This is a genomic window from Calothrix sp. PCC 7507 (genome assembly GCF_000316575.1).
In the GTDB taxonomy this organism is placed as follows: Bacteria; Cyanobacteriota; Cyanobacteriia; order Cyanobacteriales; family Nostocaceae; genus Fortiea.
The window spans coordinates 5,689,226-5,705,131 of the sequence record NC_019682.1 but is presented as its reverse complement, the minus strand read 5'-3'; the positions used below and the strand labels follow the sequence as shown (position 1 = coordinate 5,705,131).

Here is a 15,906-nt window from a genome sequence, read left to right as displayed (position 1 = left end):
CAGGAAGTGCTGTATTGATAAATCTTTACTTTCTACTCAATTTTACCCGCAGCTAATACTTGTTCAACTGTCAGCGCCATTTCCGGGAAAGTTGCAGATACAATTTGCTCACTATCGCTAAATTCTTTTTCCTCGTACAATCCTTCTGATAACAATAAAATCGTAATTTTTGACTCTATTGGGTCTACAATCCAATATTCAGGAATCTCCAACGCTGCATATTCAGAACGTTTATAGCGATAATCACGTTTCACTGAATCCAGACTGACAACTTCTACTACTAATATTGGTGCAGACTGACAAACAGCCAACTTATCAAGATATTCCATTACCTGTTCAGCCGTGACAACATAAACATCAGGCAATCTTGACTTCCGCCATCCCGTTCTCACTCCTGCTTCTCGAAAGCATAGCCAAGGTAAACTCAAGCGATTGATTTCTGTGTCAAATGCCAGTTCAATAAATTTAGAAATTAGTATATGTCTGAAAGTTGGTGGATTCATAAGTTCTAGTTTCCCATCCACCAGTTCATAACGGTTATCACTACCATCGTCATAAACAAGATATTCTTCAAAAGAGTATAGACGCTCTGTAGTTGTCTGTGTCATCTCTAGTAAAAAGTTTTTTTGAGGTCGTTCTCAAAAGATCGTGAGGAATTGCACATTGGTTGGTAGTAGCGCTTAAACACTACTACCTCTATCAATAGCTTATTCTACTGTTACAGACTTGGCTAAATTCCTGGGTTGGTCAACATCCAAACCACGACGGGCTGCAATATGATAAGCCAACAATTGCAAAGGAATCACACTCAGAATGGGGGAGAGTAATTCTTCCACCTTGGGAATGGGAATTAGGTCATTGAAAATTTCTGCAGCTTCTCCATCATTGACAGGAGTCACCCCAATTAACCGCGAATCTCTAGCTTTGGCTTCCTGAGCGTTAGAAATCACCTTCTCGTAAACGCTACCAGGAATTGCGATCGCCACTACCGGTACTTTAGCATCCAATAGAGCGATCGGGCCATGCTTCATTTCTCCGGCGGGATAACCTTCGGCGTGAATATAGCTAATTTCTTTTAATTTTAATGCTCCTTCTAAAGCAATAGGAAAGTTAATTCCCCTGCCCAAAAAGATAAAATCTTGCGTGTCTGCAAATTCATGTGCTAAATGTTCAGTTAAACGTTCTTGGCTTTCTAATGTGGCTTCAATTTCCTTGGGAATCTCTCGCAGTCCGTTAATAATTTCTGCTAATCTATCTGGGGAAACTGTCTGACGGCGCGCTGCTAAATCTAGCGCCAAAGCATAAAACGCCATCAGTTGGGCGACAAAAGTTTTTGTAGCTGCTACCCCAATTTCAATTCCCGCCAGTGTACTAATAATATGCGGTACTAAATGACCAAGACTACTTTCTGGGCGATTGGTAATCCCCAATAGTCGCGCTTGATACTTGTCTTCTTTACCTTGGCGGCGTTCTTTTTCCATCGCCAAAGCCGCCAGTGTATCAGCAGTCTCACCAGATTGGGTGACACCAATAGTTAACGTGTTAGCAATGATTGGTGATGGTGCATAACGATACTCAGAAGCATAGTGTACCTGCGTGGATATCCCTGCTAATTGTTCAATTAAATATTTTCCTATCAATGCTGCGTGCCAACTAGTACCACAGGCGACGATTTGAATTTGTGCAATATCTGCGTAAAATTCCTCAGGTAAACCCAGATTAATTGGTGATAAATTGCCATCACCAGTAAAGTAAGCTTCTAAACTAGCTCTCACCACCCCTGGCTGCTCATAAATTTCTTTGAGCATGAAGTGTTTGAATCCCTGTTTTTCTACCATTGTGGGATTCAAGTTGAGTAGTCGGGGTTGTTTCTTCAACCTGTCGCCTGCAAAGTTGTAAATCTCTACACCCAGGGGTGTTAAACGGGCAATTTCGCCATTTTCCAGGGGTAGCACCGCGCGGGTGTAAGGAAGAATCGCTGGTGTATCGGAAGCGCAGAAAAACTCTCCTTGCCCAAAACCAATCACCAAAGGTGCTTGTTGGCGGACTACAATCAGTTCATCCGGGTAGTCAGCAGCAATAACTGCGATCGCAAATGCACCCTCTAAATGCTGAACTGCTTGGCGAATCGCCTCTAAAAAGGGAGAGGGAGAGAGAGGAAGCGCCGGAGAGGGAAGATTTTTGAGAAATTCAGCAATCAGATGGGGGATGACTTCTGTATCGGTTTCCGAACGAAACTGGTGTCCTTTTTGTTTGAGTTCTTCCCGTAACTCGCGATAGTTCTCGATAATGCCATTTTGCACTACCGCTATTCGCATTGCTGTATCTAGGTGGGGATGGGCGTTATGTTCTTCTGGTTTACCATGAGTTGCCCAACGAGTGTGACCAATACCAATTTGAGCGGGGATTTCCATATGTTCGAGTTTAGAACGCAGGTTATGCAATTTACCCTTTGCCCGCACACAATTAATATCACCTTCCCAAACAGTAGCGATTCCCGCCGAATCGTACCCACGATATTCTAGTTTTTCTAGCCCGGCTAGTAAAATTTCTGTCGCTACTTGAGTACCGATGTATCCAACGATTCCGCACATGACTCACACCGCTCCAGTTTCAGGATTATTCATCCAGTATAGTTGCTACCATAAAAATGGCATTTAGCCAAAAAAAAGGAGCAAATTGCTCCCAGTAACAGTAGTTATTTTTATGGATTTTGAGCTTTTACACTAAAAAGGCAATCCTTGTAGGTCGGGTTTTCCCCGACCTACAGTGCTAAAGGTGCTTGCTAATGAGACACTTAATGGCGAGCCAAATGGGAAATTAAAGTAAATTCCTCAGTAAGCTAGACCCAAGCTGCGGGTTGTTTCAGCACCCAGGTAAACCCGGATGCTTAAAAAGTCAGTGGGGCAAGCAGTTTCACAGCGTTTGCATCCTACGCAGTCTTCTGTACGGGGTGAAGAGGCAATTTGAGCAGCTTTACAGCCGTCCCAGGGAACCATCTCCAGCACGTCAGTAGGGCAAGCGCGGACGCATTGAGTGCAGCCAATGCAGGTATCGTAGATTTTTACGGCATGAGACATTGAAAACAAGCTCCTTTCGAGTGTTCTTCTCTGCGAAGGAATCATAATCAAGGCATAGTTTACCGCAGTGGCTGAGGGTCAGTAATCAAAAGGCTACATAACTTTAAACAATGTAATAAGCATCCAAGAAAATTTGCCTTTAAATTGCCGTCCCCATCACCAGATTCCCCAATAAATCAGCAACTTCATAGGTGAGTGTTGACTCCGCTGACTTTTTGCTCTTGGATTGGAATTGTGAAGATTTATGTAACTAAAGTCAATCCATCAAGAGCGAACGGAAAACAGTCGCCTATGTTTAGTTAACTACCTCAGCCCATATTCAAAATTAAATTTAAGGTTCTGAATTAGTTGAAGTTTTAGGCTGATTCGATGCTAATCATAGCATTTGGTCAATCAAAAAATTGAGATCTGCTGTTATGTAAAGATATGTTGTCGCCAAAATTTTTAGTATCTTCAGCAACAGATATTCTTACAAATATAAATTATGTATTTGCGACCTTTAGTGTCACGTCACAGAACACCCACTTCAGGCGATCGCATTTTAGACATCTAAAATATTTTTCAGATATCCATAAAATTTTAGTTAACCACCAATTATAGTCTAAATCCAGTAAGCTAAAGGGATGATTGCGATACCATTCTTATAATGTAAATCAAATCACACAAGCTTATGGAACCAAACTCTTTACCAACCGAGGTAATTCTGACACATCCGTGTCAGCAACTCGGTAGAGTGCAACTTGATTGGACACCCCAGCCTGGAAACTATCTCGATTTTGAAGGCAAAACCTATGCAGTTTTAGAGCGCCGCCACAAATACCAACTCAGAGCAGGGCGCTACCGTTTACACAACATCATTCTTTATGTACAGTCTGCTCAAAGACCATCTGAAAAAAGTTTAGTCGCGGGACGCTGGGTAGTGGGGGATGCTACCTGTAGCTACAATGCACAATCAGAAATCATGCGCTGTGCAGTCAACCCAAATGGTCCCTGTGATTCTTGTCGTTTTTATGAAAATTTAACAGTATGAGTAATTGTCATTGGTCATTAGTCATTAGTCATTAATTATTTCTTCCTCATCTCCCCATTCCCCATTCCCCATTCCCCATTCCCTATTCCCCATTCCCAAACACTTCCCCTACAGTCAAACGAGTCCCATTCACAAAATCCCATCCTGACTGGGGACGTTTGCCGGCTAGCTGAACCTCTCGCAACAACAACAAACCAATGCCTGTTTGAACAATTGCGCCAACTCCCTTGACAATGCTTACCACCTCTCCCGGACTACTCACTTTATTTGATAAATCAGGCAATTTATGATAAGCTTCTTGGAGCTTCTGTGGTAGCTCATGAACGTAGTCAAAGTCAAAAGGAGCAGTAGCGGTAATTTTCAGTTGTTGGTGGCGAAAGGTCGCAATACAGTTAGGATAAAACCCTCTGATTTGATTGTGTAATTGGATAGCACTTCTCGACCAATCCAAAGCATAATCCTGCTTTTGAATCAAAGGTGCATAAGTTGCTTCCGAATTTTCTTGAGGAACTGGTTCAATCTCTTGGCGTTCCAGCTTTAACAAAGTCTCCACCAACAAGTCAGCACCAATTTCAGCCAGCTTTACAGCTAAATCTTGAGCGTTATCAAGTAATCCAATGGGTGTAGTCGCTTTTAGTAACATAGCTCCCGTATCCATTCCTACATCCATTAACATTGTCGTGATCCCCGTTTCTAGTTCGCCATTGTGCAGACACCACTGAATAGGCGCAGCACCCCGATATTTAGGCAAAATTGAACCATGCACATTCACGCAAGCCAACTTTGGCATATCCAAAATTTTTGGCGATAAAAGCTGTCCATAGGCAACAACGACGAATACATCTGCGTCTAATTCTTTAAGATTCGTTAATGTCTGAGTGTTTTTTTTCAGTCGTTCTGGTTGCCACACTGGTAGATGAGCGTCAATAGCCAGGGTTTTTATGGGTGAAGGTGTAAGTTTATTCCCTCTTTCCCGGCGCTTGTCAGGTTGGGTGACAACTGCCAATACCTGAAAATCGGAGTGTTTCAGTAATTTTTCTAGAGTGGGGACAGCAAACTGGGGAGTACCAAAAAATACGATTTTCATCACATGATCCTAAGAGTATGGACTCAATCAATCTCAGTCCGGAAGTTAGCACATAATTTGATCCACAATCTTTAAATAAATTACTTTTTTGGTGCTAAAGTGGTCTGGTATTGGTGAAACTAAAAGTTTCTTGATAGACTGAATAATAAGTTAGCAAGCAGATAAGCTAGTAATAACTGCTTCTGGCTTTGGCTAGCCTAGTTCCTTGTTGATGTCTAAAACCAGCCGTTGTGCATCTACCACGCAGTTTAGTTTTTGTTTTTCCCTTGAACTCGGCTTTAGATGGATTCACATCTATAAGATAGTGCTGTTTTCTCTCAACCGTTGTTAAACTGATTGCAACTGATCTAATTGGGTGGATGCTAGTACGCTCTTAAGTAATTATTATTTGGTGCGTCAAATTTGCTAGCTTTTTAAAGAACGCCTCAATGAAGAGGCAGGGAGCAGGGGAAAATGACCCCATCCTCCTGCTGTTGAGCAGAGCGGATGGTCTGATTACTCTACGGGAAGCTAACGCAACAGGTGGGGTTCCCTCATATTTACTATCCCCTCTGCGCCCGTGCCTCTGGTTCAATTGTGTGGTCGTATTTAATTACGCTGTTGTCAGAGCATTAGAGAGTTGGTGCTTCCAGATCTCTCGAAGGTTCCACTATCTGACTCCCGACAGTCAGTAATTAGCACCAAGTTAAGCGAGACTAAAAAACTTCGTTTAAAGGTACTTGTGTTCTGGTGTGGTCGGTTACTAAGGTCAGAGACGGTCTATTTTGTCTATTTTGTGTAGTAATGGTTTAGCTCACCTGCATCACTATCGTGATTGTAGCTATCTCATAGCAGCAGTAATTTTCCTAATTAAGGCGTTAATTATGATACTAGTTTTTGTATAGCATTACTAAATTTAAAGAAATTATTTTCCTAAAGCTTTTAGTTTCTTGTTATACATATAATCATAGCCTGCCCCATTGCTACCTTGGCTGTTTCCCACACAGCAACCGCCCCTCTGGAGAGTCAACACATGCTTAAACCTCTTTTGCTGTCAGGATGGTTCCGCGTACAACCATTTCTCAAATACGTTGTAGTTGTTATACTTATTGCGCCCTTAGTAGTGGCTTCTGGGCACTCTACTTCGGCGAAGCAGTCAGAAGTAGCAAAAAATACATTTAATAATGGGCAGTCTGGCTCAATGTCCACAGAAGAGGCTACTTTTGGTGGACTTAATCTGGCGGAAATTTTAAAAGCAGGGAAAAATGATCCCGCATTTGGAGGAGCCGATTCTGAGCTACTAGGAATAGCATTTGCTGGGGAATCGCAACTATTACCAACGTCCAAAGTTGAGTCTTTGGCTGGAGACTCGATTGATTTAACAGATGATTCTCCATCAAACAACAATGTAGCTGCTCCCGATTTACTAAAAGCGGTTGAACTCGCACCATCTGTAAAAGAGTCTGTGAGTGAGCAAAATTTAGTAGAAAGATTAAGAGCCGCAAAAGTCCAGTCATTGTCAGGAAAAGATAGTTCTCTACCCAGAGATGTGTCTATTGCTCAATCATTGTCAGCCACTCAAACTGCACCCAATCTGAAGCCAAAAGCTCAGGCGGAAGTACCCGTTTCTGAACCAGTTGACGGAGAACAAGCAGCACAAACAGATCCTTTAGGTAGTCCTCATCCCATTCCTTGGAAATGGATTACAGCTACTCAGGAGGCTATTGGTTCCAAGGGGGGTTCGGCTGTGCGCTACTACCGGAGTGTACCGGTGGTGTCTCCAGATGGTAAGTATGTTGTTTATAGCAGGGTGAAACTAGAAGTAAAACCCGAAATGTACAACAGCCGCGTTACTAGTGTTTTGTTTGTAGAAGATACACAAACTAGGAAGTTGCGAGTCATCGCTTCCACTTCCATCCTGAGTGATTCTCTATTACAGGCTAAGGCGGCATCCGAACAAAGTGAAACCAATGGGACAATTGGGGTATTAGTTCCTGTTAGTTGGTCAGAAAAAGGCGATCGCTTTTTAGCACGCAAGTTTGAAGGTGTGTTTAATACAGCCGAGGCGACAGATCATGCAGTGATTTGGGATCGACAAAACAGTCGCGCCAACACTGTTGCTCCCGCTGCTCATCAAGATGACCATGAAAGGATTGCGATTTTGTTAGGCTGGAGCAAAAGCCAACCTGATAATGCGCTGTTCCGTGCTGGCGAATTAGGAGAAGAAAATTGGCCTTTGATGAAAGTTGCTAGTGATGGTAAGACTGTCACTACAGCCGCAGATCAGCCGGTTACTTTCGGTGACAAGATTACAGAAGTTTGGGCAGGTCCACAAGTCGCTTCTCGATAGTTGATTATGATATTTGCAAAAATCCCGTTGTTGGTTGTAACTGACGACGGGAAATTTTTTGATTAAAATTGGTTAGCTGTAGCAATCCCGGTGATTGCTACTCTTCTCCTGACGGAGACGCTATGCGTAGCAAGATCCCCTACGGGGTACAAGAACGACTTCGTCGAACGCTCCGCTCGCAATGACTAGTGGTTTGTCAATTTTGTTTTGAGGGGTTTTTGGTAGTGCGGGCCGAAAAGCCCGCGTGAGCGAGACGCTCACACTACAGTCCCTCATTTCAACCCTGACAGACTACTAGACATATTTTGCATGATTTTTTAATTGCTAAAAAGGCACAGAGTCAACACCCTAGGTACAATCCCTATCTGAATGTCCCCCTGCTTCCCCTGTCCCTGCTCCCTTGCCTCTTATGGAAAGCCTCTTGGTGTAAGTGTTTTATCATTAGTTCATGTCCTAAAAACTCTGCATTCGTGACCCAAAAGAAGAGAGCAGTATGAGCGAAACCTCCCCAAACCGCCTTGATCGCATCGAAGCCATCCTTGAACAAGTCGCCCAGCAACAAGCTGCTAACACCATAGCAATTGCTCAATTGACTGTAAGGACTGATGGACTAACTGAGGATGTGACTAGCCTCAAGGACGATGTGACTAGCCTCAAGGACGATGTGACTAGCCTTACAGATATCGTGATGCACTCCATCCAAAACGCCGAAATCGATCGCGAAATGTTCCAAGCTGAAAGCCGTCGTATTTGGGAATATCTGCTAGGTCAGCAGCGTAATGGCAATGGCAGAAGTGAGGAATGATTCAGGATGGTGCAATAGTCCAAAACAGTCGGTAGCCTCGACAAATAATTTATACGTTATCAATAATACTAAAATTGGCATAAATTTCTTAATTACCAATTATCAAGATGATGAAAAATGCTATTCCTATCTCTACGTGTTCACATTCACCAGAAAATAGCGATCGCTCACTCCTTGGCATTGATCGTCCTTTTGGTCAAAATATCATAACTCTGAACTAGTAAAACTACATAGATTGCTCCGTGCTTTCTAATTCTGGTGTATCTTCAGGTTCTTTCACCCGCCGAATCGGGAGATTAGCAATTAAGGCTGTAGTCCGTTGGTTGCTTTCTAGGGAAAACTCTAAACCTTCGGTATCAACTTCGACATAGCGACAGACTATCTCGAGGATTTCTTGCCGCATTTTTTCTAATGTCTGAGGATCTAAGTCAGCACGATCATGGGCAATCACTAATTGCAGGCGACGTTTAACATGAGTGCGACTGGTGTCGGGAGAGCGAGTAAAAAGTCGTTCTAGAAGTTCGAGAATCATTGGAAATAGGTCTGCGGAGACGGTCGAGGGAAGTTAAACAATCTTAGTCCACAACAATCTTCTTAGACGGCTGAAGATGTTGTTGTGGGATGAGTCCAGCTCAAGAAATTCCACTGTTTCCCCTTCCAATCTACGAGCAATGTTCTCAAAGGCTGAGGCAGCTAAAGAGGGAGTATCGGATAATACTAAAGGTTCGCCGCGATTAGTAGAGACAATCACGCGCTCATCGTCGGGGATTACCCCAATCAGGGGGATGGCCAGAAGTTCCTGAACATCTTGCACAGACATCATATCATTTGCCCGTACCATTGCTGGTCTGATGCGGTTAATAATCAGATGAATTCGCTTGATGCCTTGTGCTTCTAATAACCCGACTACCCGGTCAGCATCACGGACAGCGGAAATTTCTGGTGTGGTGACAATTAAGGCTTCTTTAGCGGGGGCGATCGCATTTTTAAATCCCATTTCAATCCCCGCAGGGCTATCGATGATGACGTACTGGTATTTTTGCGCCAGTGCGTTGACCAATAACTTCATCTGGTCGGGGGTGACTGATTCTTTGGTGCGATTTTGGGCTGCTGGGAGGAGGACGAGATTGGTTTGGCGCTTATCTTTGACTAAAGCTTGTTCTAAACGGCATTCTCTAGCTAAGACTTCCACCGCCGTGTAAACGATGCGGTTTTCTAGTCCTAGCAACAAATCTAAATTTCTCAGTCCAAAATCCGCATCAACTAAAGCAACTTGACGCCCAATTTTGGCGATCGCCATACCCAGGTTTGCAGAAACTGTGGTTTTACCCACTCCTCCTTTGCCGGAGGTAATCACAATAATGCGAGTCATGATGGAAACGCGCTCGGTTAGGGTTCAGGAATTATAGTAAATATTTATGGCTCCAGAGTGATCCTGTTGATTTGACTTCGGGAAAAATCAATCGCCCTGGCGATGCGGATGCCTTGTGGCGTGATATGCGCCACTTCAGGAGAAAACTGCATCGGTGACTTTTCTGGTGCCCTAGCTACAGCATCCGCAATCCGCAATTGGGTTGGTTCCATTTGCAGAGCCATAATCAGACACTCACGGTTGCCAAGGGCACCAGCATGAGCAACTCCACGTAAACGACCCCAAACTAAAATATCGCCATCTGCCACTACGATACCACCTGGATTTAAATCCCCCAAAATTATGACAGTTCCAGGGTGACGAATTTCGACTCCAGAACGTACGGTCATTTCGAGATAGAGGGCGTCGGCTGGGGCTTGTGGAGTCACTTTAGACTCGGAACTGAGCGAAGTTTCAGGCTGTAGTTGTTCTACAGAGTAACCTGATGAGACGGCGGCGATCGCAGTTTGACGCCGACTAGTCGCTACAGATTTTAGCTGAAGTTGGACTTCACTTAACACCTCGGCGAGTTCTTGCAGTTGTCTGCTATCTAACAACCTGTCTTGTGCGAGGAGATGCACTGGTGTATTGGCGCTGCGGAAGCGATCGCTACCTTGCAGGCGCTGTCTAATTTGTTGCCAAATTTCATCCCAATTAAATTCTCCAACAGATACTTGAGATTCCGTTGGCAAAATTAGTAATAGTCTTCCCTCCTCAGTTTTAAACTGCACTTGAATATTTTTATTTAACCTATTCTCTAGTATTGGCGATTCAAGATCATCTAAATCAGCAAGCGTAGAAATTTCGTCTATATCGGGCATCAAAGAATTTGACTCTACTTTAGCAGGTGCAGGAATTAACTCTACATCAACGATCGCCGAATCTACCTCGAAATCGGGAGGCGCAGGATGGGACTGTAAATAGAGGAGGACAGAATTTAATTCCGCAGTAGGCACAATAGAATTGGCATCTAGATCAGCACTGGTAGATGTTAACTCTGCATCAGGAAGTGCAGAATTTGATTCTAAATCAGGGGTAGCAGGATCAGAAGTCATACTTCATCCTTCATACTTTAGTTTCACCCTTCAGACTTCATACTTTAGACTTCATACTTCTTTAGTCAATCTTCGATAGATTGTACCTAAAGCATCAGCATCGCCCACATTACCTGGAAACAGCACCACTGGCAAGTTAGGAAACTGGGGATGATCTGAGGGTGTTAAAACCATCGAACATCCAGCTAAGATTTGACCTAGTAACCGTGCTGCCCTTAAAGAAAGTCCAGTACTCAAGACATCGTTGGAGGTAATACCGCCTTTGCTGATTAAGAATCCTATATCAGACGGTAAACCATGCACAATATCCATCAATAAGGCGGAAACCTTTGTCCCAAAATCTAATCGGGTTTCTACATCCTTAAAAGTCAGTTCTTGACGACTGGTATAAACCACTGGTGTTTTCCCAGTGTCGTGTATTGAGCGGATATTATCTAATACCTCGGTTAGTAATGTAGCCGATACATCAGCGCCATCATCAAGTAACCGAGAGACATTGACTTCGATGCCTACAGTCCCTTCTACTTGCAACAGCGCCTCTAACTGTTGAGTTGTCTTTTTCACATGGGAACCCACAATCACCGCCCCTGGTTTGCCACCACGGACATACTCAGCCATATTTTCTGCAGCGATGGGTTGGGGTGGCAAGGCTGCCAAAGCCGTTAAAATACTAGCAGCAGAGCGAAACAAAAAGCGCTTCCCTTGACTGGCGGCGGCTAGCAAGTCCAGTGCAAAGCGGTTGAGATCAGCTTGAGTTTCACCATCGACTACAGCACATTGGTTATTACTGAGTTTTAGCAAGCGTTCTAAGCTACCGTTGCGGATATCTGTGAGGACAAATCTTTCTACAGATGACTCGTTGATGCGTCCTTGGGTTTTTTCTTCGACATATTTGGGTAAGTAACTGTGATGGTAGCTGAACACCGAATCGCGGGCAAACTCAGTTTCATGCACCGGGGTAGGGACACCATCAATAATTAGATAATGTATGCTGTCGCGGGTGATGCGTCCCCCTTCACTTCGTGAGGTTTCGCCAACAAAAAAGGCTGGGACAAGAAAATGGGCATCAAACGGCCCGAGTTCTTGAGCGATCGCATCTGTTTCAATGGGATAATGTCCCCGTAAAGTCGAATCTGAACGGCTAACAACGAGAAAATCCTCAATCTCGGCGGCTTTTAAAGCAATTTTTAAATTTTGGCAAACTTCTTTAGTCACAGCCGTCGCTGACTCTGGAGTCAAGGAACGTGTATTAGTCAGGACAAAGAAAATCGGCGAATCATCCTGCAAACCGATCCTTAAAGTTTCCACATCCCAGTGCATCAGCAGCAAACAACTGTGGACTGTTTGAGAACCCGTCGGGTCATCATCTAGGACAATGATTTTTGGTTTATTTGTCATTTAAGTCAACAGGGCGAATGTTTTCTTTTAAAGCAAATCGCCTGCAGGCTACAAGCCTGGGGCTATATACAGCTATTTTCACGTAAATAGACCACGTGGTAGGGGTACGCGCTCCATGAAATAGAATTCGTGCGATGTTTCGGTGACGACAAAACCCAGTTTCTCATAGAACTGCTTCGCCGGATTGAGTGTGAGAACGCGGAGACGAACTGAAAGATTGCCATGCGTTGCTTCTGCGATGATGCCCTCAATGAGATATCTGCCGATGCCTTTACGTTGATGATCGGGCAGCAGGTAGATTTGTTGAACTTGAATGTACGTTGGCTTTCGTTCAACCACAAGAACTCCAACTGGAACGTTGCCAACTTGGATAACCTGTGCATTTGGCGAAGCGCTGTTTTCGAGTGACTCACGCTGAACACGCTCTTCGTTCCATGCGCCCCAAGTGGCAACGATAAACTCACGCATTGTTTGATCGATGACTCTGTAGAACAGTGGCGCGTCAGCCTTCGTTGCGGGGCGAAGTGTGACCTTTTCCGATGACAGCATGAGTATCCTACTACCTATAAGGGAAAATTGACTCACCAGAACCAAGAGCCGCAAAAGATGCTTCCTCAAACTTTCCGCAATTTTCTAATTTCTGCTTGCACATCGATCGCAATCTGCAATGATTGATTTAAAATCTGGGCATATTCGCCTGCTTGACTACTAAGTTGCAAGGCTTGTAGGTTGGCTAAATTATTGACAAATAGCTCTTGATTATTAGCAAGCAGCTTTTTATTATCCCGCAAAATTCGTTCAGTTTTCAAAGCGCGGACTAAATCTTCTCGAATCAGTTGTAAGGCGCCAATAACTTGCTCTCTGTCATTGATGCTGCTTTCTAAGTTTCCAGATGTTGCTAGTTGGTCATGAATATCTATGGCTTTCACCACTTCATGATATTCATCAACTTCATCCAAAAGTATTGTCAATGCTTGCGGACAGGTCTTGCGTCGCCAGAGCGATCGCCCAATTAAGACTGCGATCGGGACTAAAATTAATAAAAGTATTCCTAGCTTAATTGACGAACCAATGGTTGGTAAAATCATAAAAGCATAAATAAACCCGACAATTATCGGGGTCAAAGCCAGCGCCACCAGCCCTTCACTGAGAAAAAACCCTAATCGCTTCTCTTTGTCTGCCATAATCGAAGGTCGAAAAACGTCCTCTGGATCAAATCCAGTCAAACGTCTCAGTTCCCCCTTACTAATTTCCAAGCCTATTAAATCCGGCTGCACTGCTGGATACTCCTTGAGGAAGTGCGAGTTGCGTATCTATTTTAAGGTTAAATGCTTAGTTAACGTGATTTGCACTTTCTACTTAGATTGAGGTTGGTATTGTGCGATCGCCTATGCTAGAAAGTATGTGCATTGCCCTCTCTGTTGCAATTTGCTATCTTCATCCAAATACTATGCTAAAAACTTTGTGGGCTACAGTTCGTCAAGGCAAAATCGAGTTACTGGAACCAGGAGAACTTCCCGAAGGTACAAAGGTATTAGTCACACTTCTACCTGATGATGAAGGTGACTTTTGGCTGCAAACAAGTCAAGTATCTGTTGATACTATTTGGGATAATACCGAGGATGATATTTATGCCCAACTACTCAAAAAATGACATCATCTTAGTTCGTTATCCTTTTTCGGATTTGTCGGGTTCAAAAGTCAGACCCGCAGTTGTCGTCAATCCACCCCATGAGTCTCAAGACATTTTCATTGTTCCGCTAACTAGCAAAACTACATCCTTACTTGTTGGCGAATTCATACTTTCTGATTGGACAGCAGCCGGATTGAACGTTGAAACAGCAGTTAAACGAGGTTTATATACAGTACAGCAAAGTTTAGTTGTGGCGATCATTGGCAAGTTAACTGCTCCCGACATCAAGCAATTAGAGCAGTCCTTGCGTGAATGGTTGGGACTTTGATGCAGTGTGTGATGTATATATGAATACTATAATTATGTCTACAGCATTACCTGTATTCAGGAAACCAGTTTTCATCTAAAGTTTGTTCCAAAGAACCGATGATAGTGACAGGAAATGTATCAATCGGAAGTTGAGAGCGATCGCTTGCTTGTTTCCTAGCTTTTTGATACGATTCATCGAATATTTCTAAAATGTAAGGCTTCAGACTAGGACTATCTTTGAGTGCATCCTGAATTTCTTCACGAAATATCCTGATTTCTCCTTTCCAATGTCCTTGATTTCGCTCTCGTTCTTGATCCCAATATGTGAGCTTTAGTAGATGTACAAAAAGTTTAATCAATAGACTTTTTATGGCTCGTTTCTCACTCCTCCCCATACTTTCCAACTCTTCAATCAAGTTATCTAAATCCACAGACGAAAACTGTCCAGCACGCAATTGGTTGATGGTTGTCTTCAGCCAAAGATAATAATCTTGGTCGTATAAAGTCTGAGTTGTTGGTTGTATTTGTGTCGTCATTATAATAAAGAAAGTTGAGTAGCTCCTTGAATTACCACATAAGCAACAGGCTTATTAATTTTTCTCACCTTACCCTCATTCATCGCTCTGTTCAACCAATCCTGCACCTGAGTTAGTCTGACATCCAGAATTTCTGCTAGAGACTTTGCATCCTTAGGTTGCTGTAAATGGTGAAGAATAAAAGGTAAAACAGCTTCATAGATATCTTTTGGATTGAATGTAACCTGTTGTGGATTATCTGGAAGTGTGGATTTCATCTGTGTTTTGATTGGTTCAACAATGGAGGAAGCTGTTGCTAAAAGTTCCTTCAAAGAATCATTCCAAGGTTCGGAAGGAAAAGGTTTTGCTCCCTGATTGCGTAATTGCTGATTACCTTCTGAAACAGTAGAATCTAACCACACAAAAACTGGAATTTCCTGAAGTCGAGAAAGCGCTTCCACAGCACCAGCCCAAGTACCACCAGTACCAAAAGCAGAATTGACTACAAGAGCATAATCCGCTAAAGCGTATACATACTTATTTCGACCCATAGCATTACCAGCATTGAAGCCAGCATCAGGATCGTAACTAGAAACTAAAGTCAGTCTGCCCTCTTTAATACTAGAGCGATACTTGCTATTTACAGCAGCCTTAGTCAAACTATCCGCTAATACACCAACAGATATTCCCCCAGCATCCAAAACACCTAGCATAGCCTCTTGGTCTACCCCCCGCGCTGCGCCAGAAATTATCTGCATTCCTTCTAAAGCGCTATTTTGTGCAACTTTTCGGGTATAGCCAAGAATCTCTTCATCGACATCACGAGAACCAACAATTGCTAGTCCTCCCATTGACAGTAGTTCAACATTACCAACCCCGTAGAGAATTGCTGGTGCTAAATGTCTTAATCTCTGCTTAAGACGTTTGGGATATTTTGCATCACTTCGTCCCAGCACCCACAGTCCCTTATTAGTCCACTTCTCAACTGCAAAACTCAGCATTGCACCCCGTTCTAATAAAGCTAAAAGCCTTTCAGGGTTAAGTTTATTAATAGTAATTTGTTGTAACCGTTCTTTTGCTGCTGGTTCTAGTAAATCTGCTGGGCGCATCTGGTTTTCCCGCAACCAGTCTGTGAGAGAATTATACTCACTCAGTGTGAGGGGTTGGGGTTCAATTTGGCGATTTTGCCCAAAGCTAGCACATAATAATAAAATTGCTTGCGTATCTGGTGCAAGCACATGATTTAACATAATT

Annotated in this window: 17 protein-coding genes; 5 read left to right on the top strand and 12 right to left on the bottom strand. The window is 43.3% G+C overall.

Going from position 1 to position 15,906, the window contains the following annotated elements; genetic code table 11:
• Positions 1 to 32: 32 nt before the first annotated feature.
• The 3 genes from CAL7507_RS24470 to psaC form a co-directional block, all read right to left on the bottom strand.
• The gene (locus CAL7507_RS24470) at positions 33 to 608 is read right to left on the bottom strand and encodes a Uma2 family endonuclease (RefSeq protein ID WP_015131171.1); all 576 of its coding nucleotides are present in this window, start codon (positions 606 to 608) and stop codon (positions 33 to 35) included.
• A 99-nt stretch (positions 609 to 707) separates the two neighbouring features.
• Positions 708 to 2,594, bottom strand: coding sequence for a glutamine--fructose-6-phosphate transaminase (isomerizing) (gene glmS, locus CAL7507_RS24465; protein WP_015131170.1), 1,887 nt, complete (start codon positions 2,592 to 2,594; stop codon positions 708 to 710).
• A 240-nt stretch (positions 2,595 to 2,834) separates the two neighbouring features.
• A complete protein-coding gene (gene psaC / locus CAL7507_RS24460; RefSeq protein ID WP_015131169.1) occupies positions 2,835 to 3,080 on the bottom strand; it encodes a photosystem I iron-sulfur center protein PsaC in 246 nt (81 codons plus the stop codon).
• A gap of 670 nt (positions 3,081 to 3,750) precedes the next feature.
• Between psaC and CAL7507_RS24455 the strand changes: the two genes are divergently transcribed.
• Complete coding sequence (locus CAL7507_RS24455) at positions 3,751 to 4,110, top strand: DUF6464 family protein (protein ID WP_015131168.1); 360 nt, start codon at positions 3,751 to 3,753, stop codon at positions 4,108 to 4,110.
• Positions 4,111 to 4,192: 82 nt separating this feature from the next.
• On the opposite strand, the gene fmt is transcribed toward CAL7507_RS24455, so the two are convergent.
• Positions 4,193 to 5,197: a methionyl-tRNA formyltransferase gene (fmt, locus tag CAL7507_RS24450; RefSeq protein ID WP_015131167.1), complete on the bottom strand. Its 1,005-nt coding sequence runs from the start codon at positions 5,195 to 5,197 to the stop codon at positions 4,193 to 4,195.
• A 1,012-nt stretch (positions 5,198 to 6,209) separates the two neighbouring features.
• On the opposite strand from fmt, the gene CAL7507_RS24445 reads away from it, so the two are divergent.
• Both CAL7507_RS24445 and CAL7507_RS24440 read left to right on the top strand, forming a co-directional pair.
• Positions 6,210 to 7,526: a hypothetical protein gene (locus CAL7507_RS24445; protein WP_015131166.1), complete on the top strand. Its 1,317-nt coding sequence runs from the start codon at positions 6,210 to 6,212 to the stop codon at positions 7,524 to 7,526.
• Positions 7,527 to 8,019: 493 nt separating this feature from the next.
• Positions 8,020 to 8,331 (top strand): hypothetical protein, encoded by a 312-nt coding sequence (locus CAL7507_RS24440; RefSeq protein WP_015131165.1) that lies wholly within the window; start codon positions 8,020 to 8,022, stop codon positions 8,329 to 8,331.
• 226 nt (positions 8,332 to 8,557) lie between these two features.
• Here the strand turns inward: CAL7507_RS24440 and minE are convergent, their stop codons facing one another.
• The 6 genes from minE to CAL7507_RS24410 all read right to left on the bottom strand — a co-directional run bounded on the left by minE (position 8,558) and on the right by CAL7507_RS24410 (position 13,472).
• Entirely contained in the window at positions 8,558 to 8,863 is a 306-nt protein-coding gene (gene minE / locus CAL7507_RS24435) for a cell division topological specificity factor MinE (protein WP_015131164.1), read from the bottom strand.
• 33 nt (positions 8,864 to 8,896) lie between these two features.
• A complete protein-coding gene (gene minD / locus CAL7507_RS24430; protein WP_015131163.1) occupies positions 8,897 to 9,703 on the bottom strand; it encodes a septum site-determining protein MinD in 807 nt (268 codons plus the stop codon).
• 44 nt (positions 9,704 to 9,747) lie between these two features.
• Positions 9,748 to 10,797 carry a septum site-determining protein MinC gene (minC, locus tag CAL7507_RS24425; RefSeq protein WP_015131162.1) on the bottom strand — a complete coding sequence of 350 codons (1,050 nt, stop codon included), beginning with the start codon at positions 10,795 to 10,797 and terminating at the stop codon, positions 9,748 to 9,750.
• A gap of 51 nt (positions 10,798 to 10,848) precedes the next feature.
• Positions 10,849 to 12,195, bottom strand: a complete 1,347-nt coding sequence (locus CAL7507_RS24420) for a four-carbon acid sugar kinase family protein (protein ID WP_015131161.1) — start codon at positions 12,193 to 12,195, stop codon at positions 10,849 to 10,851.
• A 78-nt stretch (positions 12,196 to 12,273) separates the two neighbouring features.
• The gene (locus CAL7507_RS24415; protein WP_015131160.1) at positions 12,274 to 12,744 is read right to left on the bottom strand and encodes a GNAT family N-acetyltransferase; all 471 of its coding nucleotides are present in this window, start codon (positions 12,742 to 12,744) and stop codon (positions 12,274 to 12,276) included.
• Positions 12,745 to 12,809: 65 nt separating this feature from the next.
• Positions 12,810 to 13,472, bottom strand: coding sequence for a hypothetical protein (locus CAL7507_RS24410; protein WP_015131159.1), 663 nt, complete (start codon positions 13,470 to 13,472; stop codon positions 12,810 to 12,812).
• A gap of 173 nt (positions 13,473 to 13,645) precedes the next feature.
• Here CAL7507_RS24410 and CAL7507_RS24405 point away from each other — a divergent pair, with 173 nt between their 5' ends.
• Together CAL7507_RS24405 and CAL7507_RS24400 are read left to right on the top strand one after the other, a co-directional pair.
• Positions 13,646 to 13,849: a hypothetical protein gene (locus CAL7507_RS24405; protein ID WP_042341549.1), complete on the top strand. Its 204-nt coding sequence runs from the start codon at positions 13,646 to 13,648 to the stop codon at positions 13,847 to 13,849.
• Positions 13,827 to 14,156: a type II toxin-antitoxin system PemK/MazF family toxin gene (locus CAL7507_RS24400; protein ID WP_015131157.1), complete on the top strand. Its 330-nt coding sequence runs from the start codon at positions 13,827 to 13,829 to the stop codon at positions 14,154 to 14,156. The genes CAL7507_RS24405 and CAL7507_RS24400 overlap by 23 nt, the downstream gene beginning before the upstream one ends.
• A 46-nt stretch (positions 14,157 to 14,202) precedes the next feature.
• Here CAL7507_RS24400 and CAL7507_RS24395 read toward each other — a convergent pair whose 3' ends face one another.
• Positions 14,203 to 14,673 (bottom strand): DUF29 domain-containing protein, encoded by a 471-nt coding sequence (locus CAL7507_RS24395; protein ID WP_015131156.1) that lies wholly within the window; start codon positions 14,671 to 14,673, stop codon positions 14,203 to 14,205.
• A complete protein-coding gene (locus tag CAL7507_RS24390) occupies positions 14,673 to 15,902 on the bottom strand; it encodes a DNA-processing protein DprA (protein ID WP_015131155.1) in 1,230 nt (409 codons plus the stop codon). The genes CAL7507_RS24395 and CAL7507_RS24390 overlap by 1 nt, the downstream gene beginning before the upstream one ends.
• Positions 15,903 to 15,906 lie beyond the last annotated feature (4 nt).